We start from the raw sequence: 26,387 nt of genomic DNA on the forward strand, positions 1-26,387 counted from the left end.
GTGCGAATTGTAGCGCTGCCGGGGCGCTCGCGCCAGCGGTTATCGCGCTTCATGAACAGGCGATTGCGCATTCATTTCAATACGCCCGCGTGTGCAAAGTGGCCTGGCCGGGGTCGGATCCCTTTTCCTGAGGGAAAACGACCCTCGTCCTACGGTAGTGCCGGCCGCTGACCGGCAATCCCAACGGCCCCAGCCGCCCCGAGGCTGCCGGCCAGCGGCCGGCACTACCGTGTTACTGCAGCAGATCGCGCACCCGGTAGCTGCCCGGGGCCCGCCCGCGCAGCTGACGGGCGGCGAACAGCGCGCCGCGGGCGAAGATGTCGCGATTGTTCGCCCGGTGCACCAGCTCGATGCGCTCGCCCGGGCCGGTGAACTGGACCAGATGCTCACCCACGATGTCGCCGGCACGCAGACTGGCGTAGTGCGGCTGCGCCCCGCCCCGCTGCGCGGCCGCGCCCAGGGTCAGCGCGGTGCCCGACGGCGCGTCCTTCTTCTGGGTGTGGTGCGATTCGACGATGTCGCAGTCCCAGCCGGCCAGCGCCTGCGCCGCGCGCTCGACCAGCTCGTCCAGCACCGCCACGCCCAGGCTGAAGTTCGAGGCCCAGACCAGCGCGATCTGCGTCGCCGCCGTGTCCAGCGCCTGCCGCTGCGCCGTGGAAATACCGGTGGTGCCGGAAACCAGGCCGGCGCCGCGCTCCACGCACAGCGCCAGCATCGGGTCGAAGCCTTCGGGCAGGCTGAAGTCGATCGCCACGTCGAACGCCGGCGCACCGGGCAGCTCGCTGGCCGCGAAGAACGGCACGCCATCGACCACGCGCTGGGCCGGCGCACGGCCGGTCACCGCCGCGACGATCTGCAGGCTGTCGGGATGTTCGGCGGCCAGCCGCAGCAGGGCCTGGCCCATGCGCCCGGAAGCGCCGTGAATGAGCAATCGCAGGGGAGTCTGGTTCATGCCTGCAGGCTAGCGGCAGCACGCCCGCTCCGGCAAGCGCCATCACTGCTACGCTGCATGCCCTTTCATGCAATGGATGGCAGCCCCCTCATGCAGATCAGCGAACAGCTGGTGCTGGTCACCGGCGCCGGTCGCGGCCTCGGCCAGCACATCGCCCGCGCCTTCGCCGCGCAGGGCGCACGGGTGATCATCAATTACCGCCACAGCGAGGCTGCCGCGCGCGCACTGGCCAGCGAACTGGGAGGGCAGGCCATCGCCCTGCAGGCTGACATCGCCGACCGCGCCCAGGTGGACTCGATGCTGCAGCACGCGCTGGCCCACTTCGGCCAGGGCGTGACCACCGTGGTCAACAACGCGCTGGCCACGTTCTCGTTCAATGGTGACGCCCGCGACGGCGCTGCCGACATCGGCTGGCCGGCCTTCCAGGCACAGTTCGAAGGCAGCGTGCGCGGTGCATTGAACACGGTGCAGGCCGCCCTGCCCGGCATGCAGGCCCGGCGCTTCGGCCGCGTCATCAACATCGGCACCAACCTGTTCCAGAACCCGGTGGTGCCCTACCACGACTACACCGCGTCGAAGGCCGCGCTGCTGTCGCTGACCCGCACCCTGGCCGGCGATCTCGGCCCGCACGGGATCACCGTGAACATGCTGTCCGGTGGCCTGCTGCGCACCACCGATGCCAGCGCCGCCACGCCGGAAGCGGTATTCGACTACATCGCCGCCAACACGCCACTGCGCAGCGTCACCACCCCGGCCGAGTTCGCCGATGCCGCGCTGTTCTTCGCCAGCCCGTGGTCACGCGCGGTGACCGGCCAGAACCTGGTGGTGGATGGCGGTCTGGTAAGGGACTGAACCGGTGCGCATCTCCGAGGTCAGCCGGCTGACCGGTGCCAGTGCCAAAGCCATCCGCCTGTACGAGGCACGTGGATTGCTGCCGCCGGTGCCGCGCGTGAACCGCTATCGCGACTACAGCGAACAGGACGTGGCATGGGTGCAGTTGATTCGCCAGGCGTTGGCGCTGGGCATCACGCTGGCCGCGATCTCGCGCCTGCAAGCATCCGACGGCCGACTCGACTGGCCGGCCGTACTGGCCTTGCTGGATCAACAGCGCAAGCACATTGCCGGCGAGCGGGCGCGACTGGAGCAGGTTGACCTCGCCCTGCAGCAGGTCAGCGATGAACTACGGCAGTGGCTGCATTCCGGCAGCGGCGACTGCGTTGTGGCCGCCAGCGGCTGCGCCACCGGCGTTTGACTCTGCCCCAGGGGCAGACCGCACCCTCGCGCACTTTCCATTGCCGAGGTTGCCGTGTCCCGCTCCATCCTGATCCTGCTTGGCCACCCCGATCGTGACAGCCTGTGCGGCGCCCTCGCCCAGCGCTACGCCACCGCCGCCGAGAATGCGGGGCACCGGGTGCGCCTGATCGCACTCGGCGAGCTTCAGTTCGACCCGGTGCTGCGTCACGGCTACCATCAGATCCAGCCACTTGAAGCCGACCTGCAGGACGCTGCCGATGCGATCCTGGCCTGCGACCATCTGGTACTGGTCTATCCCACCTGGTGGGGCGCGATGCCGGCCCTGCTGAAGGGGTTCTTCGATCGCGTGCTGCTGCCGGGCTTCGCCTTCCGCTACCGGCGCGGCTCGGTGTGGTGGGACCGGCTGCTGGCCGGGCGCAGCGCGCGCGTGATCACCACGCTGGACACGCCACCGTGGTACTACCGCTGGATCTACCGCGACCCGGGCATTGCCCAGCTCCGCGCCACGATCCTGGCGTTCTGCGGCATCCGCCCGGTGACGATCAGCCGGCTTGGCGCGGTACGCAGCAGCACGCCCGCACAACGCGCAACGTGGCTGGCGCTGGCGGCAGAACTCGGCGCACGGGCCCGGTAGATCCACGCCATGCGTGGCTGGAATGCCGGCCCCGGCTCATGTGTCGCTTTTGCCAATTGACCTGGAATCACCGCGCCTCAAGGGTGGGAGCCCCTCTCCCGGCGCAGGCACAGCCCATGAAATCCGCAACTGTTTTCAGTAAATGCGCGAAGAAGACAGGCTTTGCCGGAACCTCCACCACCCGCTACCGGCTGCTGGAAGGCGCCTCGCTGGTGATCAATCACCAGCGTGCCAGCGAGAGCCGAGGTTTCTACGTCAATGCCGGGCTCTACTTTGCAGAGCTGCTTGAACACCCGCTTGAGCCTTGCGATCTGGAGAACGCCTTCCGGTACCGCACCAGCATTCCCACGCCCCATGTCGATTGGCGGATCGAAGAGACGCCAGGGTTGCGCCGGCGCTTCACCCAGCAGGATCTTGATGACCTGCTCGAGGCGGGCAATCGTGACGCGATGAAATGCCTGCTGCTCGATGCCCTGGCCGACGTGGCCGGCTTCGCGGCAACCCACGGCAACCGCGAAGCGGTGCGCCGGTTGAATCAGGACGGGAGCTTCCGGGCGATCATCCGCAGAGAGGTCTGAACCCGAGCGGCCCTCGGCGGATCGAAGCAGTCGAGCAAGCTCGACGCTACTTCTTGGTGGGGCCGCAGCTGTCGCAGCCACCGCAGGCGCCACCACCGCCGCTGGCCGGCGGTGCGACCTTGCGCCCCAGCGCCTGCATCCAGGCCGCGCGGCCCGGCTTCAACAGCGCCAGCGCCAGTGCACCGCGCAGCTTGCGCACAGTGCCCGGGAACTGCTTCTTCAACACCACCCAGGCACTGACCAGCACGGCCACCGCGATGATCAGGTACTGCAGCAGCAGCCCCACGTCCATCAGCCGCCTCCCAGCGCCACGGTCACCTGGTAGGTGATCAGCGCTGCCACATAGGCCGCCGCGAACAGGTAGAACGCGGCAAAACCCATCTGCTTCCACGAATTGGTCTCGCGCTTGATGGTGGCCAGCGTCGAGATGCACATCGGCGCGTAGATGTACCAGACCAGCAGCGACAGCGCGGTGGCCAGCGACCAGCCATCGCTGATCAGCGGGGTCAGTGCCTGGCTGGCGGCATCGTCATCGGCCGCCGACAGGGCATACACCGTGGCCAGCGAGGCCACCGCCACTTCGCGCGCGGCCAAGCCCGGGATCAGCGCGATGCAGATCTGCCAGTTGAAGCCCAGCGGCGCGAAGAACACTGCCATCGCATGGCCGATCTGGCCGGCGTAGCTGTAATCGATCGCGGGCATGGTGGCGCCGGCCGGGGCCGTCGGGAACGACAGCAGCACCCACAGCAGGATGGTCAGCGCCAGGATGATGCCGCCGACGCGCTTGAGGAAGATCATGCCGCGCTCGTACAGGCCCACCGCCAGGTCGCGCACGTGCGGCAGGCGGTACGACGGCAGCTCCAGCATCAGCGGGTGCTCGCTCTTGTCGCGGCGCCACTTCTTCATGATCCACGACATTGCCAGCGCGCTGAGGATGCCGGCGGCGTACAGGCCGAACAGCACCAGGCCCTGCTGGTTGAACACGCCCCACACCGTCTTCTGCGGGATGAACGCGCCGATCAGCAGTGCATACACTGGCAAACGCGCCGAGCAGGTCATCAGCGGCGCCACCAGGATCGTAGCCAGGCGGTCACGCGGATCCTGGATGCTGCGGGTGGACATGATGCCCGGCACTGCACAGGCGAAGCTGGACAGCAGCGGGATGAACGAGCGGCCGGACAGGCCGGCGGCCGCCATCATGCGGTCCAGCAGGAACGCCGCGCGCGGCAGGTAACCGGATTCCTCCAGCACCAGGATGAAGAAGAACAGGATCAGGATCTGCGGCAGGAACACCACCACGCCACCGACGCCGGCGATGATGCCGTCGGTCAGCAGGCTGGCCAGCGGCCCTTCCGGCAGCACGCTGCCGACGAACTGGCCGAGCCAGGCAAAGCCAGCCTCGATACCGTCCATCAGCGGGGTGGCCCAGGCGTACACCGCCTGGAAGATCAGGAACATCACCACCGCCAGGCTGATCAGGCCGAACACCGGATGCAGCAGCCAGCGATCCAGCGCATCATCGATCTTGGCGGTACGCGCCGGCATGCGCACGGCCACCGACAGGATCTGGCGCACCTTGGCGTGGTAGTCGATGCCGCCTTCCGGGCCCGGCACCGGCGCGTCCAGGTGCGGCACCATCGCGTCCAGGCGCCCGACCAGGGCCTTGGCACCCTGCTTGCGCACCGCCACGGTTTCCACCACCGGCACGCCCAGCTCGCGCTCCAGCGCAGCCACGTCCACCTGGATACCGCGGCGCTGGGCCGCGTCAACCATGTTCAGCGCCACCACCATCGGCTTGCCCAGCTCACGCAGTTCCAGCGCAAAGCGCAGGTGCAGGCGCAGGTTGGTGGCATCGATCACGCACAGCAGCACGTCCGGCGCCGCTTCGCCCGGGTAGAAACCGCGGCACAGGTCGCGGGTGATCGCCTCGTCCAGGCTGGCCGGCTGCAGGCTGTAGGCGCCCGGCAGGTCGAGCACGGCAAATTCGCGGCCGGACGGCGCACGCAGGCGGCCTTCCTTGCGCTCGACGGTGACGCCGGTGTAGTTGGCGACCTTCTGCCGGCTGCCGGTCAGCTGGTTGAACAGCGCGGTCTTGCCACTATTCGGGTTACCGACCAGCGCGACGCGCAGGGGGGCGGTGGAGGCAGTGGCGGTCATGCACGTCGTTCCTGGCTGGCGGCGTCGATCACGACGCGCTTGGCTTCACTGATCCGCAGTGCGAACCGGGTGAAGCCGACCTGCACCAGCAGCGGCTCCCCTCCCACCGGACCCTTGGCCACCAGGCGCACTTCCTCGCCCTGGACGAAACCCAGCTCGCGCAGGCGACGGGCAATGGCATCGTTGGCATGCAGGTCCTGCACGGACTCGACCACGGCCGAGGTGTGCAGCGGCAGTTCGGACAGCGTCATCTAGCGTAATCTCTGCTGGATGTAAATGGTTCTCGATTCTAACATTCCCGCGTCGCGTCATGGCCCATGACCAATGGCCCGCTATGATCCATACAGGTATGGAGTGACCCTGGAATCCCATGAACGATGCTTTGCAGATCGAGCGCAGCGGCGCCGTCCTCACCCTCTGGCTGAACCGGCCGGAGCTGCACAATGCCTTTGACGCCGGCCTGATCGCCCGGCTGACCGCCGCCCTGGAGGCCGCCGGGCGCGATGATGCGGTGCGCGCGGTAGTGGTGGCCGGCCAAGGCGCCTCCTTCTCCGCCGGCGCCGACATGCAGTGGATGCGCGGCATGGCCGCCGCCAGCGAGGCCGACAACCGCGAGGACTCGCTGGCCCTGGCCCGGCTGATGCGCACCCTGGACGAGCTGCCCAAGCCGACCCTGGCCCGGGTCCATGGCGCCGCCTTCGGTGGCGGCGTTGGTCTGGTCGCCTGCTGCGACATCGCCATTGCCAGCGCCTCGGCCCGCTTCGGCCTGACCGAGAGCCGCCTGGGCCTGCTGCCGGCGGTGATCTCGCCCTACGTGATCGAGGCCATCGGCCCGCGCCAGGCCCGTCGCTGGTTCGCCACCGGCGAGCACTTCGATGCCGAAACGGCCCTGCGCATCGGTCTGGTCCACCAGCTGGTCGAGCCCGAGCGCCTGGACGAAGCCCTGGAACGCCAGTTGGCGCTGCTCGACAAGGCCGGCCCGATCGCCTCGTCCACGGCCAAGCAACTGGTCCGGCAGGTGCGCGACAGCCATGACCGTGACGCGCTGGATCGGGATAATGCCGCCCTGATCGCGCGCCTGCGGGTGTCCGCCGAGGGCCAGGAAGGCCTGGGCGCCTTCCTCGACAAGCGCGCGCCCCATTGGGTCACGGAAGCCTGAACATGCTCGATCATCTTGGTTTGACCAGCGCCGACCTGGCGCGCAGCAAGGCCTTTTTCCTGCAGGCGCTGGCGCCGCTGCAGATCGGCGTGGTGATGGAAGTGACCGCCGAGCAGACCGGCGCCCACGATCACATCGGCTTCGGCAGCGACGGCAAGCCGTTCTTCTGGCTCGGCAATGGCGGCACCGCCAGCCAGGGCGTGCACGTGGCCTTCGCCTGCGCCAGCCGCGCCCAGGTGAATGCCTTCCACGCCGCCGCGCTCGCCGCCGGTGGCCGCGACAACGGCGCCCCGGGCCTGCGCCCGTGGTACCACCCGGACTACTACGGCGCCTTCGTGCTCGACCCGGACGGCAACAACATCGAGGCGGTCTGCCACCGCCCCGCCGGCGAGGTGGCGGCATGAGCGACTACGTACGCATCGTCGAGGTCGGCCCGCGTGACGGCCTGCAGAACGAAAAGCAGTCGGTGGCCACCGCCGACAAGATCGAACTGATCAACCGGCTGTCGGCCACCGGCCTGCGCAGCATCGAAGCGACCAGCTTCGTCAGCCCGAAGTGGGTTCCGCAGCTGGCCGATGCCGCCGAGGTCTATGCCGGCATCCAGCGCCGGCCCGGCATCCACTACCCGGTGCTGGTGCCGAACGAACAGGGTTACGACCGTGCCCGTGCGGTGGGCGTGGAGGAAGTGGCGGTGTTTACCGCGGCCTCCGAAGCGTTCAACCGCACCAACACCAATGCCGGCATCGACGAGTCACTGGCCCGCTTCGAGCCGATCCTGCGTCGCGCCGCCGCCGATGGCGTGCGCGTGCGCGGCTACGTCTCCACCGTGCTCGGCTGCCCCTACCAGGGCGAAGTACCGCTGGCCGACGTGGTGCGCGTGGCGCGCGCCCTGTACCAGATGGGCTGTTATGAAATCTCGCTGGGCGACACCATCGGCGTCGGCACCCCGCGCAAGGCGCGGGCGATGCTGCAGGCGGTGGCCGCCGAGATTCCGATGACGGCGCTGGCCGTGCACTTCCACGACACCTACGGCCAGGCCATCGCCAACATCGCCAGCTGCCTGGAAGAAGGTGTGCGCGTGGTCGACAGCGCGGTATCCGGTGCCGGTGGCTGCCCGTATGCCAAGGGCGCCAGCGGCAACGTTGCCAGCGAAGACGTGGTCTATCTGCTGCAGGGGCTGGGCCTGGACAGCGGCGTGGACCTGCCGGCGCTGGCCGAGACCGGCCGCTGGCTGGCCGGCCTGCTGGGCCGCGCTACCGCCAGCCGCACCGGCCAGGCGCTCGCGGCGGCCTGCTGAACACCCCACTGCGCCGCTCCCGCCGGGGCGGCGCAGTGCACAACGGCGACGGTCGCCGCTTCCGTTAGAATCGGCGGTTCTCGAACCTGCAGGACCGTTCAATGCAGCTGTCTTCCGTACGTGCCGTGATCACTGGCGGCGTCTCCGGCCTCGGCCTGGCCGTGGCCCAGCACCTCGTCGCCCAGGGCGGCAAGGTGGCCCTGTTCGACCTCAACGATGACAAGGGCGCTGCCGCCGTTGCCGCACTGGGCGCCGACAATGCCCGCTATTTCAACGTCAACGTCAGCGATGAGGCGGCGGTTGCTACGGCCATCGACCAGGCCCACGATTTTCTCGGTGGCCTGAACGTGGCGATGAACTGTGCCGGCATCCTCGGCGCCGGTCGTGTGCTGGGCAAGGAAGGCCCGATGCCGCTGGCCGGTTTCCAGGGCACGGTGATGGTCAATCTGGTCGGCAGCTTCAACGTCGCCAAGGCCGCAGCCAACCGCATGCAGCACAACGAGGCGGGCACCGATGGCGAGCGCGGGGTGATCATCAACACCGCCAGCATCGCCGCCTACGAAGGCCAGATCGGCCAGGCCGCTTATGCCGCCAGCAAGGGCGGCGTGGTGTCGATGACGCTGCCGATGGCACGCGAACTGTCGCGCTTCGGCATCCGCGTCAATACGATCGCACCGGGCGTGTTCTGGACGCCGATGGTCGACGGCATGCCCGAGGCCGTGCAGCAGTCGCTGGCCGCCTCGATCCCGTTCCCGTCGCGTCTGGGCAAGCCGGAAGACTTCGCCAGCCTGGTCGGCTTCATCCTCGGCAACACCTATCTCAACGGCGAGACCATCCGCCTGGACGGCGCTACCCGCCTCGCTCCGAAGTGATTCCCCCGGGCGCCGGGACGGCGCCCTCCCCCAACCAGCCAGATCACCATGAAAGCCAACGACATCAAGAAGGGCAACGTCGTCGAGTACAACAACGGCGTCTACCAGATCCGCGACATCGAGCGCAGCTCGCCGCAAGGTCGCGGCGGCAACGTCCGCTTCCGCTTCATCATGTACAGCGTGCCGGGCGGCAACAAGCTCGATGCCAGCTTCGATGCCGACGACAATCTGGTCGAAGTCGAACTGCTGCGCCGCCAGTCCACCTATTCGTACAAGGATGGCGACGCGTTCGTGTTCCTCGATGACGAGGACTACACCCCCTACACCCTGGATGCGGACGTGATCGGCGACGACGCCGGCTACATCACCGACGGCCTGACCGGCATCTACGTCCAGGTGATCGACGAGCAGCCGGTGGCGATCCAGCTGCCGGCCTCGGTGGTGCTGGAAGTGATCGAGACCCCGCCGGAACTGAAGGGCGGCACCGCCACCAAGCGCCCGAAGCCGGCCAAGCTCAACACCGGTATCGAGATCATGGTTCCGGAGTACATCGTCAACGGCGAGCGCGTCCTGGTGAACACCGCCACCGGCGAATTCGCCGGCCGTGCCGACTAAGCGCCTGGCGCTGATCGGTTGCCTGTCCCTGCTTGCGGCGTGCTCGCCGCAGGCAGCGGTCAACGCCGCCGACGTCGCGCCGAACGCCGCACCCACAGCCGGGCCGCCCCCCGCTGTCGACTGCCCGGTTCCTGCCGACGTGTATGACGCCGACGACGTGCGCATCTACTGCCAGATGCCCAGCGATGTGCAGGCCTTCCTCGCGCGCGAAAACACCTGCCAGCACTTTGCCGGCGAGGAACCCTACGACGACGAGCGCCGCCGTGAGCTGGAAGTGGCCAATGCCGAGTACTGCGAAGGCCGCGAGAAGATCTTCACCGATCTGGTCGCGCGGCATCGCGACGACTGTGTGGTCCGCCAGGCACTGATCGCGATCAACGGCCGCTACGACCTGGTGTTCGAGCTGGACCTGAAGCCCTGCGAGGGCTGAGCCAAGAACGCCGGGCCACGCCCGGCGAGCGCAGGGTCGGAAGCACGCGTTACTTCGCGCCGAAATTGCCGCAGCCATGGTACTGGCGGGTCCCCACCGTCAGCATCGCCTTGGCCTCGAAGGCTTCGCCACTCATGTCGTCCTGGCAGGTGGTGCGCTGGAAGCTGAGCTTGACGTCGGTGCCGTCAGCCGCCTTGCCACTCCAGCCGTCTGCACCTGCGGTGGGCGCGGCCACGTCGAAGCGGCGCTCGCCATAATCGACTTCGACCTGCAGCCCCGGCGTGTCGCCGTCGACGACCGCCAGCCAGCCCGGCTCATTGCCGGTGGCACGGAAGGCGGCAGCGCCGGCACTGCCATCGCCTTCTGTCGCCTCCACTGCATGGCATTCGCGGTCCGGCTCGCCCTTCAGGCTGAGCAGGCCATCATCGCTGCCCTGGGTCCAGAAGCTGTTGCCCTGGCGGTCAGCGTACTTCGCACCCGACGCAGCACGCTCGGGGGTCATCGCCAACGTGCGATCACCGATCACCACCGTGGCTGCGTCCTCGCCATTGAAGGTGGCGCGCACGCTCAGGTCACCGCACTGGTAAATGGTCTGGCTGCCACCGCCGCTCGCGGCGCTGGGCTGTGGCGTTGCCGGTGCAGCCGCATCACCGCCCGTGGCAGGAGACGACGGCGGCTGGCAGGCAGCCAGCGCCAGGCCGAGGGAAGCGGCCAACAGACCGGGAACTACACGCATGGCTCGACTCCTTGTCGACACTACAGGGAAGCCCGACCCTACCATCTGGCGCTGAGCGGGGGCTGAAACCGGGCTGACCGCATTCATGCAGCCAGCACCGCCATCGACAGCAGCTGCGCGCCACCGGCACCGGAACTGCAGGTCCACACCCGCAGCAGGCGCAGCCCCATTGCATGCTCACGGCCGCGCCAGTGCACCACCAATCGCACATCACTGGACAGCAACGCCAGCCGCCCGCACAACAACGTTTCCACCGCCTGCACCTGCAGGCCCTTGACCTGCAGATTGCCGGCCAGCCAATCGCCCAGCCATGGCAGCTCGAGCATGCGCCCGCCGTTGGCCTCCATCATGAACAACGCCGGCGATACCAGCGCGGTCAGTGTTTCGCGGTCATCTTCCAGCAACGCCTGGCACAGGCGCTGCTCCAGCACCGCCAGCTGGCGTTCGTGCAGATAATCAATGATGTTCCGTTCCATCCACGGATCCTTCCGGCATCGGCCGGCGCCTGCGCAGGCGCCGCGCGATCGATTGCCGCGCGCCCTGCACCACTACATAGAAGACCGGCACGAAGAACACCGCCAGCACGGTCGCGCTGACCATGCCGCCGAACACGCCGGTTCCAATCGCCTGCTGGGTTTCCTTCGACGCGCCCTGTGCCAGCATCAACGGCACCACGCCCAGTGCGAACGCCAGCGAGGTCATCACGATCGGCCGCAGGCGCAGGCGTGCCGCCTCCGACGCCGCCTCGACCAGGCCGCGGCCCTGCTGCTGCAGCTGGCGTGCGAACTCGACGATGAGAATCGCGTTCTTGGCCGACAAGCCGATCACGGTGATCATGCCGACCTTGAAGAACACATCGTTCGGCATGTCACGCAGCAGCACGGCCGCCACCGCGCCGAGCAGGCCCAGCGGCACCACCAGCATCACCGACACCGGAATCGACCAGCTTTCATACAACGCTGCCAGTACCAGGAACACCACCAGCATCGACAACAGCAGCAGCCAAGGCGCCTGCGCGCCTGATTCGCGCTCCTGCAGCGACTGGCTGGTCCACTGCAGGGCGAAACCATCGGGCAGCTGCCGGGCCAGCCGCTCCATCTCGGCCATGGCCTGGCCGGTGGAGGTGCCCGGCGCCGGTGCGCCCGACAGGTTCAGCGCGGGGAAGCCGAGATAGCGCTGCAACTGCAGGGGGGCTTCGGTCCAGTGCGGAACCACCAGTTCGGACAAGGCCACCATGCCACCCTCGCTGTTGCGCACATAGAGCTTGAGCACGTCGTCCAGTTCCATCCGGTGCGGCGCATCGGCCTGCAGGATCACCTGCTGCAACCGCCCCTTGTTGGGGAAGTCGTTGACGTACTGCGACCCCATCGCCGCAGACAGCGTGCTGCTGATGTCGGCAAAGCCAACCCCCATCGCCTCGGCCTTGGCGCGGTCGATGTCCAGTCGCACACTGGTGCCGGCCGGCAAGCCATCGGCATGCACCTCCGACAACAGCGGGCTGGCCTCGGCCAGCTTCAGCAGCTGCTGCAGTGCCGCGCGCAGTTCGGCCTGGCTCTGCCCGGTCCGCGCCTGCAATGCCAGCGAAAAACCAGAGGACCGCCCCAGGCTGTCGATGGCCGGTGGCATCACGCTCATCACCTCCCCCTCGCCCACCGCGGCCATCGCCTTCTGCGCCGCCTCCACTTCGCTGGCGGCGGTGGCGCCGGCGCGCTCACCCCAGTCCTTCAGCATGGTGTAGGCCAGCGCCGCACTCGGGCCGGAGCCGGAAAAGCTGTAGCCCAGGATCGACTGGTTGGAGGCGATGCCCGGCCGCGATCCGACATGCCGCTCGTAGGCTTCCACCACCGCCAGCGTGCGCTCGGCGGTGGCTTCGGCCGGCAGCTGGATCGAGGTCATGAAGTAGCCCTGGTCCTCTTCAGGCAGGAACGCACCCGGCAACCAGTGCAGTCCCAGCAACAGGGCCGCCACCAGTGCCACGAACACTGCCATGACCCGGCCACTGCGCTTGAGCACCCCGGCCACGCCACGCTGGTAACGTCCGGTCATCCGCTCGAATGCTCGGTTGAACCCGCCCAGCAGCCGACCGCGACCCGGGTGGCCAGGATCGGCCTGGCGCAGCAGCGTCGCGCACAACGCCGGGGTCAGACTCAATGCCAGCAGCGCCGAGAACAGGATCGACACCGCCATCGCCACGGTGAACTGGCGGTAGATCGCGCCCACCGAACCGCTGGAGAACGCCATCGGGATGAACACCGCGGTCAGCACCAGGGTGATGCCGATCACCGCACCGGTCAGCTCACGCATCGCCTTGAGCGTCGCCTCGCGCGGCGGCAGGCCTTCCTCGGCCATGATCCGCTCGACACCCTCCACCACCACGATCGCATCGTCGACGATGATGCCGATCGCCAGCACCATGCCGAACATGGTCAGCACATTGATCGAGAAGCCCAGCGCCAGCATCACCGCAAACGTTCCCAGCAGCGCGATCGGCGCAACCAGGGCAGGAATCAGCGTGTAGCGCCAGTTCTGCAGGAACAGGTACATCACCGCGAACACCAGCAGCATCGCTTCCAGCAGGGTCTGCACCACTTTCTGGATGGAGATCTTTACGAACGGCGCGGTGTCAAACGGGATGCTCGATTCCACGCCGCGCGGCAGCAACGGCGCCAGCTCCGCCATCCGCTCCCGCACCGCGGCGGCCGTACGCACCGCGTTCGCGCCCGGGCGCAGCTGCACGCCGGCGGCGGTGGCCGGGTGACCGTCCTCGCGCGTACCCCAAGCGTAACTCTGTGCGCCCAGTTCGACACGTGCGACGTCGCCCAGCACCACCTGCGAGCCATCGGCGCCAGCGCGCAGCACGATGGCGGCAAACTGCTCCGGTGTGGACAACTGCCCGTCGGCACTCAGCGGAACGGTGATGCGCTGCCCAGGAACGCCCGGCGAATCACCGATGCGCCCCGGGGAAATCTCCAGATTCTGCTGTTCGATGGCGGTGGCCACATCGCCGATGGTCAGGCCGTAGCCGGTCAGCCGGGCAGGATCCAGCCACACCCGCATCGCCTGCTCGGCGCCGAACAGCTGCACGCGGCCAACACCGTCGATACGACGCAGCTCCTCGATCATGTTGCGCGCCATGAAATCACCGAGCGCCGCCTCGCTGACGCTGGCGTCGGGCGATCGCAGGCCCACCAGCATCAGGAAACCGGAATCGGCGGCCTCCACGAACAGGCCATTCTGGCGCACGCTGCGCGGCAATCGCGGCTCGATCCCCTTGATCCGGTTCTGCACATCCACCTGCGCCAGCTCCGGGTCGGTACCCGGCTTGAAGGTGGCGGTGATCGAGGCATCGCCGGAGGTATCCACCGAAGATTCGAAATACAGCAGGTGCTTGACACTGGACAGCTCGCGTTCGATCAGCCCGACCACGGCGTCGTTGAGCGTCTGCGGGCTGGCGCCTGGATAGCTGGCGTAGATGCTGACGCTGGGCGGCGCAACCGACGGATAGCGCTCCACGGCCAGGCGCGGTATCGCCAGCGCGCCGGCCAGAATGATGAAGATCGCCAGCACCCAGGCGAACACCGGGCGATCGATGAAGAAACGTGCCATGTTGGAAATCCTTGGAGGAGCTGGCCTGATGGGGCCGGCCCCGGAAGTACCGCCCCTGGAAAGGCTCAGCCCTTGCTGCCGGCCTGTGCCGCGCCGGTGCTGGCGCTGGCGACCGGCAACTGCCAGTCACGCGCATCGACCACCACGCCTTCCCGCAGGCGCTCCTGGCCCTCGACCACCACCTTCTCGCCCGCCTTCAACCCATGCCGGACCAGCCACTGGCGGTTGACGCTGCCGTCCACCTCCAAGGTGCGGATCACCGCTTTGCCGTCGGCGCCCACCACCCAGGCGTAGGCCTGGCCACCGGCACTGCGCAGCACCGCCTGCTGCGGCACCGTCAGCGCGCTGGCCGGCGCACCACGCGGCACCCTGGCGCGCACATACATGCCCGGCAGCAACTGCCGCTGCGGATTGTCGACCAGGATCCGCAGGATCACATCGCCGGTACGCGCATCGACATTGATGCCCGAGAACAGCAGCTGGCCACGCTCGGGCAATGCCTTGCCGGCCGCCCCGATGATGGTCACCGGCAGCTCGCCGCCACCGGCGGCACTGCGCTGCAGCGATTCCAGCTGCGCGGCGGGCTGGCGCACATCGACGTAGACCTGATCGATCTGCTGCACCACCGCCATAGGTTCGGCGTCGGCCACGCCGACCAGCGCCCCTTCGGTGACCAGCGCCTGGTCGATACGCCCCTCGATCGGCGCACTGACCGTGGCATAACGCAGATCAAGCTGGCGACGGGCGAGGATCGCGCGCGCTTCATTCACTGCGGCGCGGGCCTGCTCGAACTCGGCGCTGGCATCGTCGCGGTGCTGCTGGCTGACCGCCTGTGCTGCGGCCAACGCATGCAGGCGCTGCGACTGCACACGGCTGCGGCCCAATGCCGCCTCGCTGCGCTGCAGAGCGGCCAGTGCCGAATCGACATCGGCACGGAACGCGGCCGGATCGATCTGGAACAGGGCCTGGCCTGCACGCACTTCGGCGCCCTGCTCGAACAGGCGGCGCTGGACGATGCCGCCCACCTGCGCGCGGATCTGCGCGGTGCGCACCGCAGCGACGCGCCCGGGCAGCTCGTCATCGCGCTGCACCACCTGCGGGGCGACAGTGACCACGCTGACGCGCGGCGCCGCTTCCGGAGTGGCTTCGGGGGAGGAACAGGCCGTCATGGCCAGGGTGAGCGCCGCGATCAACGCGACCGGCGTCCTGAAGGTTCTCATTGCTGTGCACAATGCCGCGCAGGCGGCGGATAGGTTCTGAAGCGCGCAGTGTGCGGGCCGATGATGGGGTTTCGATGGAGGAAGTGTGGAGATACGATGGAGGCAAGCACCTTACCGCCCCGCCCCTGCATGTACGCCTCCCCCGCCCTGGCCGCCCTCGTCCTGATCGTCGAGGATGAGGCCGAGATCGCCGACATCCTCACCGCTTATCTGGAACGCGAAGGGCTGCGCACGCTGCGCGCCGCCGATGGCCACACCGCACTGGACCTGCACCGCAGCGCCCGCCCGGACCTGGTGCTGCTGGACGTGCAGCTGCCGCGCCTGGACGGGTGGAGCGTACTGACCCAGCTGCGCCAGCGCGGCGAAACGCCGGTGATCATGTTGACCGCGCTGGACCAGGACCTGGACAAGCTGACCGCCCTGCGCATGGGTGCCGACGACTACGTCGTCAAACCTTTCAACCCGGCCGAAGTGGCCGCGCGCGCGCGCGCCGTGCTGCGCCGCACCCTGCGCGCCGCGCGCGCCGATGCACCCACCGCGCTGCGCGTGGGTCCGCTGCTGATCGACTGGGGCACCCATGCGGTGCACGTGGAAGGAGACGGCTACAGCCACGAGGTCCTGCTCACTCTCACCGAGTTCAAGCTGCTGCATTGCATGGCCCTGGCGCCCACGCGCATCTTCAGCCGCAGCGAACTGATGCACGAATGCCTGCCCGAGAGCGAGGCGCTGGAGCGAACCGTCGACAGCCACGTCAGCAAGCTGCGCCGCAAGCTGGATGAGGTCGGCATGCTGAACGTACCGGCCAGCGTGCGCGGCGTCGGCTACCGGCTGATGGCCGACCGCTGATGGCCCGCCTGCGTCGCTCCGGGCTCAGCCGGCACATCATCGTATCGATGTCGCTGATGGTGATCGGCGTCATCGTGATGATGATCCTGTCGTCGTGGCTGCTGTATGCAGTGCTGGTGGAATTCTTCCCCGGCAGCACCGATGAGCCGGAAGGATGGCTGCCGACCGGGCCTGAACTGGCCTGGATGGTGGGCGTGATCCTGACCGGCCTGGCATTGGCCATCGCCGCGTCCTTCCGTCTTGCCCACCGCATCCTGTCACCACTGAACTCGCTGGTGGACAGCGTGCGCGCGCTTGCCGACGGCGATCTGGGCGCACGTGCCAGTGCCGAAGAGAACTCGCCGGGCGAAGTGGCCACCCTGGTCGAGGACTTCAATGCGATGGCGCGCAGGCTGCAGCAGATGGAAAGCGAGCGTGCGATGTGGCATGCCGCCATCGCCCATGAACTGCGAACGCCGGTGACCATCCTGCGCGGCCGCCTGCAGGGGCTGGCCGAAGGCGTGTTCCAGCCCGATGAATCGCAGTTCCGCAGCCTGCTGGCGCAGGTCGAAGGCCTGTCGCGGCTGATCGAGGATCTGCGCGTGCTCAGCCTGGCCGACAATGCGCGGCTGGACGTGCGCCGGGCACGCACCGATGTGGTGGCCGAAGTGCATTCGGTGATGACCCTGGTCGATCCGCAGTTCCGCACCGCCGGCTTCGTGCTGGAGCTGGAAACCAGCCGCGAGGAACACAACGCGCACTGCGACCCGACCCGGCTGCGGCAGGCGCTGCTGGCACTGCTGGAGAACGCGCGGCGCTACGCCAGCCCGGGCAGGGTCCGCATCGCCGTGCATGACACACCGGGCCATGTGCAGGTGGCCATCGAAGACGAGGGCCCCGGCATCGACCCGGAACTGCACGCGGATATCTTCACCCCGTTCATGCGCGCCGACGGATCGCGCTCGCGTCAAGGCGGCGGCAGCGGCCTCGGCCTGGCGGTGGTGAAGGCGATCGCCGATGCGCACGGCGGCCAGGCGTACTGCACGCCGGGCCGTGCCGGCGGCAGCCGCTTCGTCATCGAGCTGCCTCGCCAGTAGCCGGCGTCGCCGCCTGCCTGCGCAGGTGTGCGCCCAGTGCAGCCAGGTTGGCATCGATGGCGTCCATCTCGGCACGCTGCTGCGCCGGCAGCTGCTGGCGAAGCTGCACGCGCAGCGCCTGCCAACCGGGAACCGCCTGCGCACTCATCGCCGCCACCGCCTGCGCCAGTGGCACCTGCTCATCGGCCTGCGGCAGTCCGTAGCCGCCGTCGGCCAACAACGATGCCGGGCGCAACCACTGCCCACTCTGTTCCAGCAGGCCGCGTAATGCGCGGGTCTGGTCGCTGTCCGCTGCCGCCAGCAGGCGCCGCTTGAGCAGATCGCGGGCGCGCAGTTCGGCGCGCCGTTGCGCGGCCTGTTCCAGCAGCAGCAGGCCGGCGCTGGCGCGCAGATCGCCCTGCAGCAGCCAAGGCGCGCGCTGCCGCGCCGGCAGCTTCAGCCAGCCGCGTACATCGCGTGCGGGCAAGGCCAGCTGCGCGGCCGCCACGCCGAACAGCTGCTGGTAATGGTCACGCGCCGAGGCGAAATAGTAGCCCTGCGCCTGCGCCAGATCGCGATCGGCCAACACCTGTTGGTCCAGCACCTGCAGCCGTGCCAAGCGACGCTTCAGCCCACGCGGGGTCAACTGCGCCAAGCCGGCCTGGCCCAGGCGTGGCACGCCGGCCTGCAGCAGCTTGGCGGTCTCCACCGCGCAGTTGTTGCTGACGAAGTAGTAGCGGCCGTCATAACTCCAATGCACCTGCGCGGTGCGCTCGAGCAGGCTGGCGATCTCGTCGCGTTGCAGCTGCAACGGCAGCGATTGCAGCCCACGCAGCTCGACCTTGGTGTACTCATCCACCACCTGCTGCAGCGGCAGCACGAAGAGCCGCGAGGGATAGCCGCCGGTCAGTCCACGCCAGTTGGAGATCTGCACATCGCCGACGAAGGCGCGGAAGGACAGTACGCGGTGATACTCGAGATCCAGCCGGCAGTCCGGACCCGGCGCACGCCCCGGCCGGCAGATCACCAGCCGCAGCATGCTGTGGCCCCAACGGCTCATCGGCTGTGCGCTGCCCTCGGCGAACAGGTAGTCCACCGCGTAGACGCGCGCAGGGTCCAGCTGCAGCAGCGACGCCGCCCCCTCCTCGGCTTCGGCCTGCAGCAGCGGCAGCGTCGTCGCGCACTGCGGCCGCGGCAATGATGGCGGCGTTCCGAAATGGGCCTGGAACCACTGCGCCAGCGCCGGGCGCCTGCAGGCGAAATCGGCATCGAGCACGAAATGCTCGGCATTCACCGCCAGGTACTCGGCCGGACTCTTCAGCTCATAGCCATCCGGGCCGCGGTCACGGAAGTCGTTGTCGCCGCGGCCCAGATGCCAGGGCTTGCGCTGCCACCCGGCCAGATCGCGCCAACGCGGGCTGCGCGACCATGCCGCGCCGCTGCGATCTGCCACATGGGTCAGTTCGTGCACCAGCGCGCTGCGCCTTGCCCGGCGCGCACCCGGCAGGGCGTCTGCAAGCAGGTCGCGGCGCAGGGTAATGCCGCCCGCGAACGCACGGCCGTGCACCTCCGCCGGCAGATCGTCGCTCCAGCGCACCTGCACCTGTGCCGGCAACGCGCGCAGCAGGCCATCGGGCAGCAGCGACTGCACGTCGGCCAGGGTCTGCGTCGCCACCTGCTGCTGCGCCGGGCTCAGCCCGGCAGGGTCAAGTTCCAGGTATCCGCCGGCATGAACGGCCGGAGCCGCCAGCAGTAGAGCCAGGCCATGCCTGGCTGGGTTCCAGCGCCTACGCTTCTGTAGCGCCGAGCCATGCTCGGCGGCGGTCACGGTCGGCGTGCAGGTGTTCAGCCGAGCATGGCTCGGCTCTACAGAATGCGATATCGCGGGTGCCATGCAACCCGGATCAACGCGCCAGCAGCGCGCGGGCCAGCTCCAGGTCACTCTGCTGCTGCGCGGCAGCACTGTGCTCGCGCAGGTGGACCAGCGCCGCCTGCAGGCGCGCGCCACGGATCTGGCCATCGCTGGCCACGAAAGCGGCCGCGTCATCGCGTGCGGCCAGCACCACCTTGTCATCACCCGAGCTGCTGCCCGAGGAACCGGAAGATGCACCGGTGGCCGAACCGGCCGAGGTGCCAGCGAAGCTGGATGCAAAGCCGCCCAGCGGCAGGGACAGCAGGGCGAGCAGCAGAAGCGGACGGGTCATCGGTTCGAAGCCGGTTGTTGGGATGCGGGGAGCGTAACGGGTGTGTGAAGGCTATGCGCGGCTCACACGTCGAACAGCTTGCCGGGATTCAGCCGCGCTTGGGGATCGAACGCACGTTTGACCGCCTTCATCAGCGCGATTTCGGCCGGGCCGCGGGTGCTGTCCAGGTAGCCCTTCTTGACCAGGCCGATGCCGTGCTCGGCCGAGATGCTGCCGTCAAAGCGGGCCAGCACCTGCGCCAGCAGCTTGGTCACGTGCTCGCACTGCGCAACGAAATCGGCGTCGCCGGTGTCATCGGGCTTGAGCACGTTGATGTGCAGGTTGCCGTCGCCGATGTGGCCGAACCAGACCACGTCGAAGTGCGGGTAGGCCTGCCCGATCAGCGCCTGGGTCTCGGCCAGGAACGCCGGCATCGCCGAGATCCGCACCGAGACGTCGTTCTTGTAGGGCTTGTAACGCGCCAGCGCTTCGGTGATGCCTTCGCGCAGGCGCCACAGCTGGGCAGCCTGGGCGTCGCTGGCGCTGATCACGCCGTCGCTGACCCAGCCATTGCCCATGCAGTCCTCGAAGGCGGCCATCGCCGCCGCTTCCTGTGCCTCGTCATTGGCTGCGAACTCGGTCACCACGTAGTACGGATGCACCTCATCGAAGGGCGCCTGCGCGCCGTGCGCCAGCACGTGCTCCAGCGCGCGGTCGGTGAAGAATTCGAAGGCCTGCAGCTGCAGACGCGCACGGAACGCGGCGAACACCTGCATCAGCACTTCGAAGCTGGGCAGTGCCAGCAGCATCACGTTGCTGGCCGGCGGCGGGTCGGTCAGCTTCAGCGTGGCCTCGACGATCACGCCCAGCGTGCCTTCCGAGCCGATCAGCAGCTGGCGGAAGTCGTAGCCGCTGGAGTTCTTGATCAGCCCCTTGTTGAGTTCGAGCAGTTCGCCATTGGCGGTCACCACCTTCAGGCCGGCGATCCATTCACGGGTATTGCCGTAGCGGATCACCCGGATGCCACCGGCATTGGTGGCGATGTTGCCGCCGATCGAGCAGGAACCGCGTGCAGCGAAATCCACCGGGTAGATCAGGCCATGGTCCAGCGCGGCGTTGTGCACGGCTTCCAGCGGCATGCCGGCCTGCACCACCAGCGTGCGGTCGACCGCATCGTAGGCCAGCGCCTTGTTCATCCGTTCCAGGCTGAGCACCAGCTCGCCGTTGGCCGCCACAGCGCCTCCGGACAGGCCGGTGCGGCCGCCGGACGGCACCACCGCCACGCCATGCTCGGCGCTCCAACGCATCACCGCCTGCACTTCCTCGACCGTGGCCGGCAGCGCGATCACCAGCGGCGCCGGCGTCCAGCGTCGGGTCCAGTCGCGCCCGTAATGCTCCAGGTCGGCCGGGTCGGTCTTCAGCTTCAGGCCGGGACAGGCCTGCTGCAGCGAGGCAATGCGGGAATCGGTCATGACGGTCCAGCGCGGGGCGTGAAGAACGGGCAAGCGTGCCAGCGGCACGCGCCAGCGTCCAGCCCCGCAGGCGGGCAGATAGCTACCGATGCAACCAATTGCGCACTGCACCATCGGCGTCGCGATCTGGCATAGTGATTGGCCCCTGTCCCACTGGCCGTGTTGCCCCATGTCGCCGAAGAAGACCTCGTTCCCGAAGCAGGATATCCGCGTGCTGTTGCTGGAGGGGGTCAGCCAGACCGCCGTGGAGGTGTTCAGCGCCGCCGGCTACAGCCAGATCGAGGCGCACACCAAGGCGCTACCCGAGGACGAACTGAAGGCGCGCATCGCCGAAGCGCACATCGTCGGCATCCGTTCGCGCACCCAGCTCAGCGCCGAGGTGCTGGCCGAGGCCAAGCGCCTGATCGCGGTGGGCTGTTTCTGCATCGGCACCAACCAGGTCGACCTGGACGCGGCCGAGCTGGCCGGCATCCCGGTGTTCAATGCGCCCTACTCCAACACCCGCAGCGTGGCCGAGCTGGTGATCGCCGAAGCGATCATGCTGACCCGCGGCATCCCGCAGAAGAACGCCGAATGCCATCGCGGCGGCTGGTCGAAGTCGGCCAGCGGCAGCCACGAGGTGCGCGGCAAGACGCTGGGCATCATCGGCTACGGCCACATCGGCACCCAGGTCGGCGTGCTGGCTGAATCACTCGGCATGCAGGTGATCTTCCACGACGTGGAAACCAAGCTGGCACTGGGCAATGCGCGTGCAGCGGCCAGCCTGGACGACCTGCTGGCCCGCGCCGACATCGTCACCCTGCACGTGCCGGAGACCCCGTCCACGCAGTGGATGATCGGCAGCACCGAGCTGGCGAAGATGCGCAAGGGCGCGCACCTGATCAACGCCGCGCGCGGCACCGTGGTCGACATTGATGCGCTGGATGCCGCACTGGCCAGCGGCCACGTCGGCGGCGCCGCGCTGGACGTGTTCCCGGTCGAGCCGAAGGGCAACGGCGATATCTTCGAATCGCCGCTGACCCGCCACGACAACGTGATCCTGACCCCGCACGTGGGCGGCAGCACGCTGGAGGCGCAGGACAACATCGGTGTGGAAGTGGCGGCCAAACTGGTGCGCTACAGCGACAACGGCAGCACCCTGTCGGCGGTCAACTTCCCGGAAGTGACCCTGCCCGAGCACGCCGACAGCCTGCGCCTGCTGCACATCCACCAGAACGTGCCGGGCGTGCTGTCCAGGGTCAACGAGATCTTCTCGCGCCACAACGTCAACATCGACGGCCAGTTCCTGCGCACCGACCCGAAGGTGGGTTACGTGGTGATCGACATCACCGCCAGCGAGGAACAGGCCGCCGCCGTGCGCGACGAGCTGGCCGCGATTGCGGGCACGCTGCGTACGCGCATCCTGTATTGATCAACGCGTCGCCGGGCATGGCCCGGTCAGCGCGCCAGCCAGCGGCGCGCCATGCGCTGCATCGATTCGTCCGATTCCGGATCGGCCGCGACCTCGGTCACCGGCCGCCAGGCCAGCGCCAGCGATTCCTCGCTGAGCACGAAGGCCTCGCCACCCAGCGCCCGGATCACGAAACGCACGTCATAATGCCAGTGCCCCGGCACGTCCTTGCGTTCGGGAATCCAGTGCTTGTCGATGTCGAAGATAGCCGGATCTTCCAGCACCAGGCCGCTCAGGCCCGACTCCTCCTCAGCTTCCTTCAGCGCCACCAGGGCCAGGTCGCGCTCGCCGTCGGCGTGGCCGCCCAGCTGCAGCCAGCGCTGCAGCTTGCGGTGATGGGTCAGCAGCAGGCGCTGGCCATCGGCACTGACCAGCCAGCAGCTGGCGGTGAAATGCCCGGCCAGCCGTTCGCGGCGGAACGGATCTTCCGGATCATCCAACAATGTGCCGAATTCGGCAGCCAGTGCGTCGTGGGCCGGCTCACGGCGGGCATAGTCGCGCAACAGGCCACGCAGGCGATCGTCAAGCACGGCAAGGGTTTCGGCGGTCTGGCTCATGAATGGGCGGCGTTTGGAAAAATACTGCTCATTATCGCCGTTCATTGTTGCGATTGCGCTTGTGCGTTGGCTTCAGCTTTGGCTAAGGTACAGCGGGCCGTTCGCGCGGCCTTCACCATTCAAGGTTGCCGGCAACGTATCGGCGGCCCACCCAAATCCGATCACTAGGAAGTACTGCATGCTGAAAGCTCTGTTGAGGGTCAAGCCGGTCCAGCCGGCCGGGCACGTCGATGCCGGCGAACCCATCGAAGGCAGCCTGGATGGCGAAGCCACGTTGAAACGGACCCTCACGGCTAAACACCTCATCCTGCTTGGCGTGGGTGCGGTGATCGGCGCTGGTATCTTCGTGTTGACCGGCCAGGCGGCGGCCAACCACGCCGGCCCTGCGGTGATGCTGTCGTTCGTGATCGCCGGTTTCGCCTGCGCCCTGGCGGGCCTGTGCTATGCCGAGTTCGCCGCGATGATGCCGGTCTCCGGCAGCGCCTACTCCTATTCCTACGCCACCCTCGGCGAAGGCATGGCCTGGTTCATCGGCTGGTGCCTGGTGCTGGAGTACCTGTTCGCCTCGGCCTCGGTCGCGGTGGGCTGGTCGGCCTACCTGATCAGCTTCATCACCACTACGCTGCACATGCCGTTCCCTGACCTGCTCAGCGCCGCGCCCATCGCCTGGACCGGCAGCGAGTTCGTCGCCTCCGGCAAGCTGTTCAACCTGCCGGCGGTGCTGATCGTGGCGGCGGTGTCCGGCCTGCTGTACGTGGGCGTGACCCAGTCGGCCTTCGTCAACGCGATCATCGTGGCGATCAAGGTCACCGTCATCTGCCTGTTCATCGGCATCGGCGCGGCCCATATCGACCCGTCCAACTGGCAGCCGTTCATCCCGGAAAACACCGGCGTGCCGGGTGAGTTCGGCTGGAGCGGCATCTTCCGCGCGGCCACCATCGTATTCTTCGCCTACATCGGCTTCGACGCGGTTTCCACCGCCGCCGGCGAAACCAAGGATCCGCAGCGCAACATGCCGATCGGCCTGCTCGGCTCGCTGGCGGTGTGCACCATCGTCTACATCATCGTCTGCGCGGTGCTGACCGGCATGATGCCGTACCACCTGCTGGGCACCGACAAGCCGGTGGCCACCGCGCTGGAAGGCTACCCGCAGCTGTCGTGGCTGAAGACCGCGGTGGAAATCGGCGCCATCGCCGGCCTGTCTTCGGTGGTGCTGGTGATGATGATGGGCCAGACCCGCATCGCCTACACCATCTCCCGCGACGGTCTGCTGCCGAAGTTCTTCGGCAAGGTGCACGCCCGTTTCCGCACCCCGTACGTCGCCACCATCGTGGTCGGCGTGATCGCCGCCGCCCTGGCCGGCCTGGTGCCGCTGAACGTGCTGGGCGAGCTGGTGTCGATGGGCACCCTGCTGGCCTTCGCCACGGTCTGCATCGGCGTGCTGGTGCTGCGCTATACCAAGCCGGAGATCCATCGCCCGTTCCGCGTGCCGATGGTCTGGATCATCTGCCCGCTGGGCGCGGCCACCTGCCTGTTCCTGTTCTGGCAGGCGTTCGTGGTGCATTGGCACCTGTTCGTCGGCTGGACCGTGCTGGGCATGCTGATCTACCTGGGCTACGGCATCCGCAACAGCAAGCTGGCCAAGTCCTCCTGATCCGCCTACGGGCCGGCCCTGCGCCGGCCCGTCCGTTTTCCCCGCGCCGACTCGAACGGCGCTTCGACAAGACCACCAGACATGTTCAAGCAACTGTGGGCCACCAAGCACCCGCACGCCGCCCATGAAGACGCCAACGGCCTGAGCCTGCGCCGCCACCTCGGCCCCTGGGGCCTGACCGCCCTTGGCATCGGCGCGGTGATCGGCGGCGGCATCTTCGTCATCACCGGCCAGGCCGCCGCCAACCACGCCGGCCCGGCGATCATGCTGTCGTTCGTGCTGGCCGCGATCTGCTGCGCCTTCTGCGCACTGGCCTACGCCGAGTTCGCCTCGATGGTGCCGGTCTCCGGCAGCGCCTACACCTATACCTACGCCACCTTCGGCGAGCTCTCGGCCTGGTTCATCGGCTGGATGCTGGTGCTCGAATACGGCGTGTCCGCCTCGGCAGTGGCGGTCAGCTGGACCGGCTACTTCCTCAGCCTGCTCAGCCAGTTCGACATCCATCTGCCCGCCGCGCTGGTCAGCGCGCCACTGGACGCACAGCTGCGTCCGACCGGCGCGATCGCCAACCTGCCCGCAGCCGGACTGGTGCTGCTGCTGACCTGGCTGTGCTACGTCGGCATCAGCAAATCCTCGGCGATGAACATGGCCATGGTCGTGCTCAAGACCGGCCTGATCGTGCTGGTCATCGTGGCCGGCTGGAAGTACGTGGATACCAGCAACTGGACGCCCTTCATCCCGGCCAACGAAGGCCCCGGCAAGTACGGCATGGAAGGCGTGCTGCGCGGCGCAGCGATGGTGTTCTTCGCCTACATCGGCTTCGAGGCGGTGTCGGTGGCGGCGCAGGAATCGAAGAATCCGCAACGTGACATGCCGATCGGCATGATGCTGTCGCTGGTGGTCTGCACCGTGCTGTACATCGCGATGGCCGCGGTGATGACCGGCCTGGTGCCGTACCCGCTGCTCGGCACCGACGAGCCGGTGGTGACCGCGGTGGCCGCGCATCCGCAGCTGGACTGGCTGCGCTGGGTGGTCGAGGTCGGCGCGCTGGTCGGCCTGTCCTCGGTGGTGCTGGTGATGATCATCGGCCAGCCGCGCATCTTCATGATCATGGGTCGCGACGGCCTGTTGCCGCCGGTGTTCACCAGGATCCACCCGAAGTACCGCACCCCGCACATCAACACCGTGATCACCGGCATCGGCATCGCGCTGCTGGCGGCGCTGTTCCCGCTGGACATCCTCGGCGAACTGACGTCGATGGGGACGCTGATCGCGTTTGCCGCCGTGTGTGCCGGCGTGCTGATCCTGCGTCGCACCCAGCCGGACCTGCCGCGCCCGTTCCGCATGCCGATGGCCTGGCTGATCTGCAGCCTGGGCGTGCTGAGCTGCCTGGCGCTGTTGTCGGCGATGACGATGCACAACTGGATGCTGATGGGCGTGTGGACCTTCGTCGGTTTCGTGATCTATTTCTGCTACGGGTTCCGGCACAGCCGCCTGCGGGCTAAGTAAGGTTTTGCATTGCAGGGCCTGCGGCCCTGCACCCGCGTGTGAAGCCAGAGCAACGGCAAGAGCGGGTGTGCTGGTTTGGCGGGGAGGCATGGGTACGCGGGGGACGCCGCAAGTACGTCCCTGTAGGCTTGGCAGCCGCATCCATGCGGCT

27 protein-coding genes are annotated in these 26,387 nt (G+C 68.0%); 15 read left to right on the forward strand and 12 right to left on the reverse strand.

Annotated features, from left to right (window positions below):
* Positions 1–232: 232 nt before the first annotated feature.
* Positions 233–952, reverse strand: coding sequence for a 4-hydroxy-tetrahydrodipicolinate reductase (gene dapB, locus AC5YGJ_RS19535; RefSeq protein ID WP_496187477.1), 720 nt, complete (start codon positions 950–952; stop codon positions 233–235).
* A 90-nt stretch (positions 953–1,042) separates the two neighbouring features.
* Between dapB and AC5YGJ_RS19540 the strand changes: the two genes are divergently transcribed.
* The 4 genes from AC5YGJ_RS19540 (at position 1,043) to AC5YGJ_RS19555 (ending at position 3,418) form a co-directional block, all read left to right on the forward strand.
* Complete coding sequence (locus tag AC5YGJ_RS19540) at positions 1,043–1,804, forward strand: 3-oxoacyl-ACP reductase (protein ID WP_496187478.1); 762 nt, start codon at positions 1,043–1,045, stop codon at positions 1,802–1,804.
* A gap of 4 nt (positions 1,805–1,808) precedes the next feature.
* Positions 1,809–2,204 carry a MerR family transcriptional regulator gene (locus tag AC5YGJ_RS19545; RefSeq protein ID WP_249844135.1) on the forward strand — a complete coding sequence of 132 codons (396 nt, stop codon included), beginning with the start codon at positions 1,809–1,811 and terminating at the stop codon, positions 2,202–2,204.
* Between the two features lie 54 nt (positions 2,205–2,258).
* Positions 2,259–2,840 carry an NAD(P)H-dependent oxidoreductase gene (locus AC5YGJ_RS19550; RefSeq protein ID WP_496187479.1) on the forward strand — a complete coding sequence of 194 codons (582 nt, stop codon included), beginning with the start codon at positions 2,259–2,261 and terminating at the stop codon, positions 2,838–2,840.
* 116 nt (positions 2,841–2,956) lie between these two features.
* Positions 2,957–3,418, forward strand: a complete 462-nt coding sequence (locus AC5YGJ_RS19555) for a DUF4304 domain-containing protein (RefSeq protein WP_107232450.1) — start codon at positions 2,957–2,959, stop codon at positions 3,416–3,418.
* A 46-nt stretch (positions 3,419–3,464) separates the two neighbouring features.
* Here AC5YGJ_RS19555 and AC5YGJ_RS19560 read toward each other — a convergent pair whose 3' ends face one another.
* The 3 genes from AC5YGJ_RS19560 to AC5YGJ_RS19570 are packed head-to-tail and all read right to left on the reverse strand — an operon-like array spanning position 3,465 to position 5,826.
* The gene (locus tag AC5YGJ_RS19560; RefSeq protein ID WP_496187480.1) at positions 3,465–3,710 is read right to left on the reverse strand and encodes a DUF6587 family protein; all 246 of its coding nucleotides are present in this window, start codon (positions 3,708–3,710) and stop codon (positions 3,465–3,467) included.
* On the reverse strand, positions 3,710–5,575 hold the full coding sequence (gene feoB / locus AC5YGJ_RS19565) for a ferrous iron transporter B (RefSeq protein ID WP_496187481.1): 1,866 nt from the start codon (positions 5,573–5,575) through the stop codon (positions 3,710–3,712). The genes AC5YGJ_RS19560 and feoB overlap by 1 nt, the downstream gene beginning before the upstream one ends.
* Positions 5,572–5,826 (reverse strand): FeoA family protein, encoded by a 255-nt coding sequence (locus tag AC5YGJ_RS19570; protein WP_496187482.1) that lies wholly within the window; start codon positions 5,824–5,826, stop codon positions 5,572–5,574. Before AC5YGJ_RS19570 ends, feoB begins: the two co-directional genes overlap by 4 nt.
* 119 nt (positions 5,827–5,945) lie before the next feature.
* Here AC5YGJ_RS19570 and AC5YGJ_RS19575 point away from each other — a divergent pair, with 119 nt between their 5' ends.
* The 6 genes from AC5YGJ_RS19575 (at position 5,946) to AC5YGJ_RS19600 (ending at position 9,948) form a co-directional block, all read left to right on the forward strand.
* The gene (locus AC5YGJ_RS19575) at positions 5,946–6,734 is read left to right on the forward strand and encodes an enoyl-CoA hydratase-related protein (protein WP_309336824.1); all 789 of its coding nucleotides are present in this window, start codon (positions 5,946–5,948) and stop codon (positions 6,732–6,734) included.
* Positions 6,735–6,736: 2 nt separating this feature from the next.
* The gene (locus tag AC5YGJ_RS19580; RefSeq protein WP_496187483.1) at positions 6,737–7,138 is read left to right on the forward strand and encodes a VOC family protein; all 402 of its coding nucleotides are present in this window, start codon (positions 6,737–6,739) and stop codon (positions 7,136–7,138) included.
* Positions 7,135–8,031: a hydroxymethylglutaryl-CoA lyase gene (locus AC5YGJ_RS19585; RefSeq protein WP_496187484.1), complete on the forward strand. Its 897-nt coding sequence runs from the start codon at positions 7,135–7,137 to the stop codon at positions 8,029–8,031. Before AC5YGJ_RS19580 ends, AC5YGJ_RS19585 begins: the two co-directional genes overlap by 4 nt.
* Positions 8,032–8,132: 101 nt before the next feature.
* The gene (locus tag AC5YGJ_RS19590) at positions 8,133–8,903 is read left to right on the forward strand and encodes an SDR family oxidoreductase (RefSeq protein ID WP_496187485.1); all 771 of its coding nucleotides are present in this window, start codon (positions 8,133–8,135) and stop codon (positions 8,901–8,903) included.
* 48 nt (positions 8,904–8,951) lie between these two features.
* Positions 8,952–9,518: an elongation factor P-like protein YeiP gene (yeiP, locus tag AC5YGJ_RS19595; protein WP_005409468.1), complete on the forward strand. Its 567-nt coding sequence runs from the start codon at positions 8,952–8,954 to the stop codon at positions 9,516–9,518.
* Positions 9,508–9,948, forward strand: coding sequence for a hypothetical protein (locus AC5YGJ_RS19600; protein WP_496187486.1), 441 nt, complete (start codon positions 9,508–9,510; stop codon positions 9,946–9,948). The genes yeiP and AC5YGJ_RS19600 overlap by 11 nt, the downstream gene beginning before the upstream one ends.
* A 49-nt stretch (positions 9,949–9,997) precedes the next feature.
* Here the strand turns inward: AC5YGJ_RS19600 and AC5YGJ_RS19605 are convergent, their stop codons facing one another.
* The 4 genes from AC5YGJ_RS19605 to AC5YGJ_RS19620 form a co-directional block, all read right to left on the reverse strand.
* A complete protein-coding gene (locus tag AC5YGJ_RS19605; RefSeq protein WP_496187487.1) occupies positions 9,998–10,684 on the reverse strand; it encodes an MliC family protein in 687 nt (228 codons plus the stop codon).
* 83 nt (positions 10,685–10,767) lie between these two features.
* Entirely contained in the window at positions 10,768–11,160 is a 393-nt protein-coding gene (locus tag AC5YGJ_RS19610; protein ID WP_496187488.1) for a DUF4440 domain-containing protein, read from the reverse strand.
* A complete protein-coding gene (locus tag AC5YGJ_RS19615) occupies positions 11,141–14,290 on the reverse strand; it encodes a multidrug efflux RND transporter permease subunit (protein WP_496187489.1) in 3,150 nt (1,049 codons plus the stop codon). The genes AC5YGJ_RS19610 and AC5YGJ_RS19615 overlap by 20 nt, the downstream gene beginning before the upstream one ends.
* Before the next feature lie 65 nt (positions 14,291–14,355).
* A complete protein-coding gene (locus AC5YGJ_RS19620) occupies positions 14,356–15,510 on the reverse strand; it encodes an efflux RND transporter periplasmic adaptor subunit (protein ID WP_496187490.1) in 1,155 nt (384 codons plus the stop codon).
* Between the two features lie 129 nt (positions 15,511–15,639).
* On the opposite strand from AC5YGJ_RS19620, the gene AC5YGJ_RS19625 reads away from it, so the two are divergent.
* Together AC5YGJ_RS19625 and AC5YGJ_RS19630 are read left to right on the forward strand one after the other, a co-directional pair.
* Positions 15,640–16,356 carry a response regulator gene (locus AC5YGJ_RS19625; protein ID WP_496187491.1) on the forward strand — a complete coding sequence of 239 codons (717 nt, stop codon included), beginning with the start codon at positions 15,640–15,642 and terminating at the stop codon, positions 16,354–16,356.
* Positions 16,356–17,432: an ATP-binding protein gene (locus tag AC5YGJ_RS19630; protein WP_496187492.1), complete on the forward strand. Its 1,077-nt coding sequence runs from the start codon at positions 16,356–16,358 to the stop codon at positions 17,430–17,432. Before AC5YGJ_RS19625 ends, AC5YGJ_RS19630 begins: the two co-directional genes overlap by 1 nt.
* Here the strand turns inward: AC5YGJ_RS19630 and AC5YGJ_RS19635 are convergent.
* The 3 genes from AC5YGJ_RS19635 to AC5YGJ_RS19645 form a co-directional block, all read right to left on the reverse strand.
* Positions 17,410–19,305, reverse strand: a complete 1,896-nt coding sequence (locus tag AC5YGJ_RS19635) for a DUF7844 domain-containing protein (protein ID WP_496187493.1) — start codon at positions 19,303–19,305, stop codon at positions 17,410–17,412. The two genes, AC5YGJ_RS19630 and AC5YGJ_RS19635, sit on opposite strands and share 23 nt — an antisense overlap.
* A gap of 10 nt (positions 19,306–19,315) precedes the next feature.
* Complete coding sequence (locus AC5YGJ_RS19640; RefSeq protein WP_496187494.1) at positions 19,316–19,615, reverse strand: DUF2388 domain-containing protein; 300 nt, start codon at positions 19,613–19,615, stop codon at positions 19,316–19,318.
* Between the two features lie 62 nt (positions 19,616–19,677).
* A complete protein-coding gene (locus AC5YGJ_RS19645) occupies positions 19,678–21,066 on the reverse strand; it encodes a D-2-hydroxyglutarate dehydrogenase (protein WP_496187495.1) in 1,389 nt (462 codons plus the stop codon).
* Between the two features lie 169 nt (positions 21,067–21,235).
* On the opposite strand from AC5YGJ_RS19645, the gene serA reads away from it, so the two are divergent.
* A complete protein-coding gene (gene serA / locus AC5YGJ_RS19650) occupies positions 21,236–22,477 on the forward strand; it encodes a phosphoglycerate dehydrogenase (RefSeq protein ID WP_054171635.1) in 1,242 nt (413 codons plus the stop codon).
* Between the two features lie 26 nt (positions 22,478–22,503).
* Here serA and AC5YGJ_RS19655 read toward each other — a convergent pair whose 3' ends face one another.
* A complete protein-coding gene (locus tag AC5YGJ_RS19655) occupies positions 22,504–23,118 on the reverse strand; it encodes an NUDIX hydrolase (protein ID WP_309336781.1) in 615 nt (204 codons plus the stop codon).
* Positions 23,119–23,251: 133 nt separating this feature from the next.
* On the opposite strand from AC5YGJ_RS19655, the gene AC5YGJ_RS19660 reads away from it, so the two are divergent.
* A complete protein-coding gene (locus AC5YGJ_RS19660; RefSeq protein ID WP_496187496.1) occupies positions 23,252–24,727 on the forward strand; it encodes an amino acid permease in 1,476 nt (491 codons plus the stop codon).
* A gap of 81 nt (positions 24,728–24,808) precedes the next feature.
* A complete protein-coding gene (locus AC5YGJ_RS19665; RefSeq protein ID WP_496187497.1) occupies positions 24,809–26,236 on the forward strand; it encodes an amino acid permease in 1,428 nt (475 codons plus the stop codon).
* The last annotated feature ends 151 nt before the right edge of the window (positions 26,237–26,387 follow it).

It is taken from the genome of Stenotrophomonas sp. CS3K5 (assembly GCF_059515225.1).

Coding starts and splice junctions, on each gene's coding strand:
- dapB (WP_496187477.1), bottom strand. CDS start 952: ATGAACCAGACTCCCCTGCGATTGCTCATTCACGGCGCTTCCGGGCGC.
- AC5YGJ_RS19540 (WP_496187478.1), top strand. CDS start 1,043: ATGCAGATCAGCGAACAGCTGGTGCTGGTCACCGGCGCCGGTCGCGGC.
- AC5YGJ_RS19555 (WP_107232450.1), top strand. CDS start 2,957: ATGAAATCCGCAACTGTTTTCAGTAAATGCGCGAAGAAGACAGGCTTT.
- AC5YGJ_RS19560 (WP_496187480.1), bottom strand. CDS start 3,710: ATGGACGTGGGGCTGCTGCTGCAGTACCTGATCATCGCGGTGGCCGTG.
- feoB (WP_496187481.1), bottom strand. CDS start 5,575: ATGACCGCCACTGCCTCCACCGCCCCCCTGCGCGTCGCGCTGGTCGGT.
- AC5YGJ_RS19570 (WP_496187482.1), bottom strand. CDS start 5,826: ATGACGCTGTCCGAACTGCCGCTGCACACCTCGGCCGTGGTCGAGTCC.
- AC5YGJ_RS19575 (WP_309336824.1), top strand. CDS start 5,946: ATGAACGATGCTTTGCAGATCGAGCGCAGCGGCGCCGTCCTCACCCTC.
- AC5YGJ_RS19580 (WP_496187483.1), top strand. CDS start 6,737: ATGCTCGATCATCTTGGTTTGACCAGCGCCGACCTGGCGCGCAGCAAG.
- AC5YGJ_RS19585 (WP_496187484.1), top strand. CDS start 7,135: ATGAGCGACTACGTACGCATCGTCGAGGTCGGCCCGCGTGACGGCCTG.
- AC5YGJ_RS19590 (WP_496187485.1), top strand. CDS start 8,133: ATGCAGCTGTCTTCCGTACGTGCCGTGATCACTGGCGGCGTCTCCGGC.
- yeiP (WP_005409468.1), top strand. CDS start 8,952: ATGAAAGCCAACGACATCAAGAAGGGCAACGTCGTCGAGTACAACAAC.
- AC5YGJ_RS19605 (WP_496187487.1), bottom strand. CDS start 10,684: ATGCGTGTAGTTCCCGGTCTGTTGGCCGCTTCCCTCGGCCTGGCGCTG.
- AC5YGJ_RS19610 (WP_496187488.1), bottom strand. CDS start 11,160: ATGGAACGGAACATCATTGATTATCTGCACGAACGCCAGCTGGCGGTG.
- AC5YGJ_RS19615 (WP_496187489.1), bottom strand. CDS start 14,290: ATGGCACGTTTCTTCATCGATCGCCCGGTGTTCGCCTGGGTGCTGGCG.
- AC5YGJ_RS19620 (WP_496187490.1), bottom strand. CDS start 15,510: ATGAGAACCTTCAGGACGCCGGTCGCGTTGATCGCGGCGCTCACCCTG.
- AC5YGJ_RS19625 (WP_496187491.1), top strand. CDS start 15,640: ATGTACGCCTCCCCCGCCCTGGCCGCCCTCGTCCTGATCGTCGAGGAT.
- AC5YGJ_RS19630 (WP_496187492.1), top strand. CDS start 16,356: ATGGCCCGCCTGCGTCGCTCCGGGCTCAGCCGGCACATCATCGTATCG.
- AC5YGJ_RS19635 (WP_496187493.1), bottom strand. CDS start 19,305: ATGGCACCCGCGATATCGCATTCTGTAGAGCCGAGCCATGCTCGGCTG.
- AC5YGJ_RS19640 (WP_496187494.1), bottom strand. CDS start 19,615: ATGACCCGTCCGCTTCTGCTGCTCGCCCTGCTGTCCCTGCCGCTGGGC.
- AC5YGJ_RS19645 (WP_496187495.1), bottom strand. CDS start 21,066: ATGACCGATTCCCGCATTGCCTCGCTGCAGCAGGCCTGTCCCGGCCTG.
- serA (WP_054171635.1), top strand. CDS start 21,236: ATGTCGCCGAAGAAGACCTCGTTCCCGAAGCAGGATATCCGCGTGCTG.
- AC5YGJ_RS19655 (WP_309336781.1), bottom strand. CDS start 23,118: ATGAACGGCGATAATGAGCAGTATTTTTCCAAACGCCGCCCATTCATG.
- AC5YGJ_RS19660 (WP_496187496.1), top strand. CDS start 23,252: ATGCTGAAAGCTCTGTTGAGGGTCAAGCCGGTCCAGCCGGCCGGGCAC.
- AC5YGJ_RS19665 (WP_496187497.1), top strand. CDS start 24,809: ATGTTCAAGCAACTGTGGGCCACCAAGCACCCGCACGCCGCCCATGAA.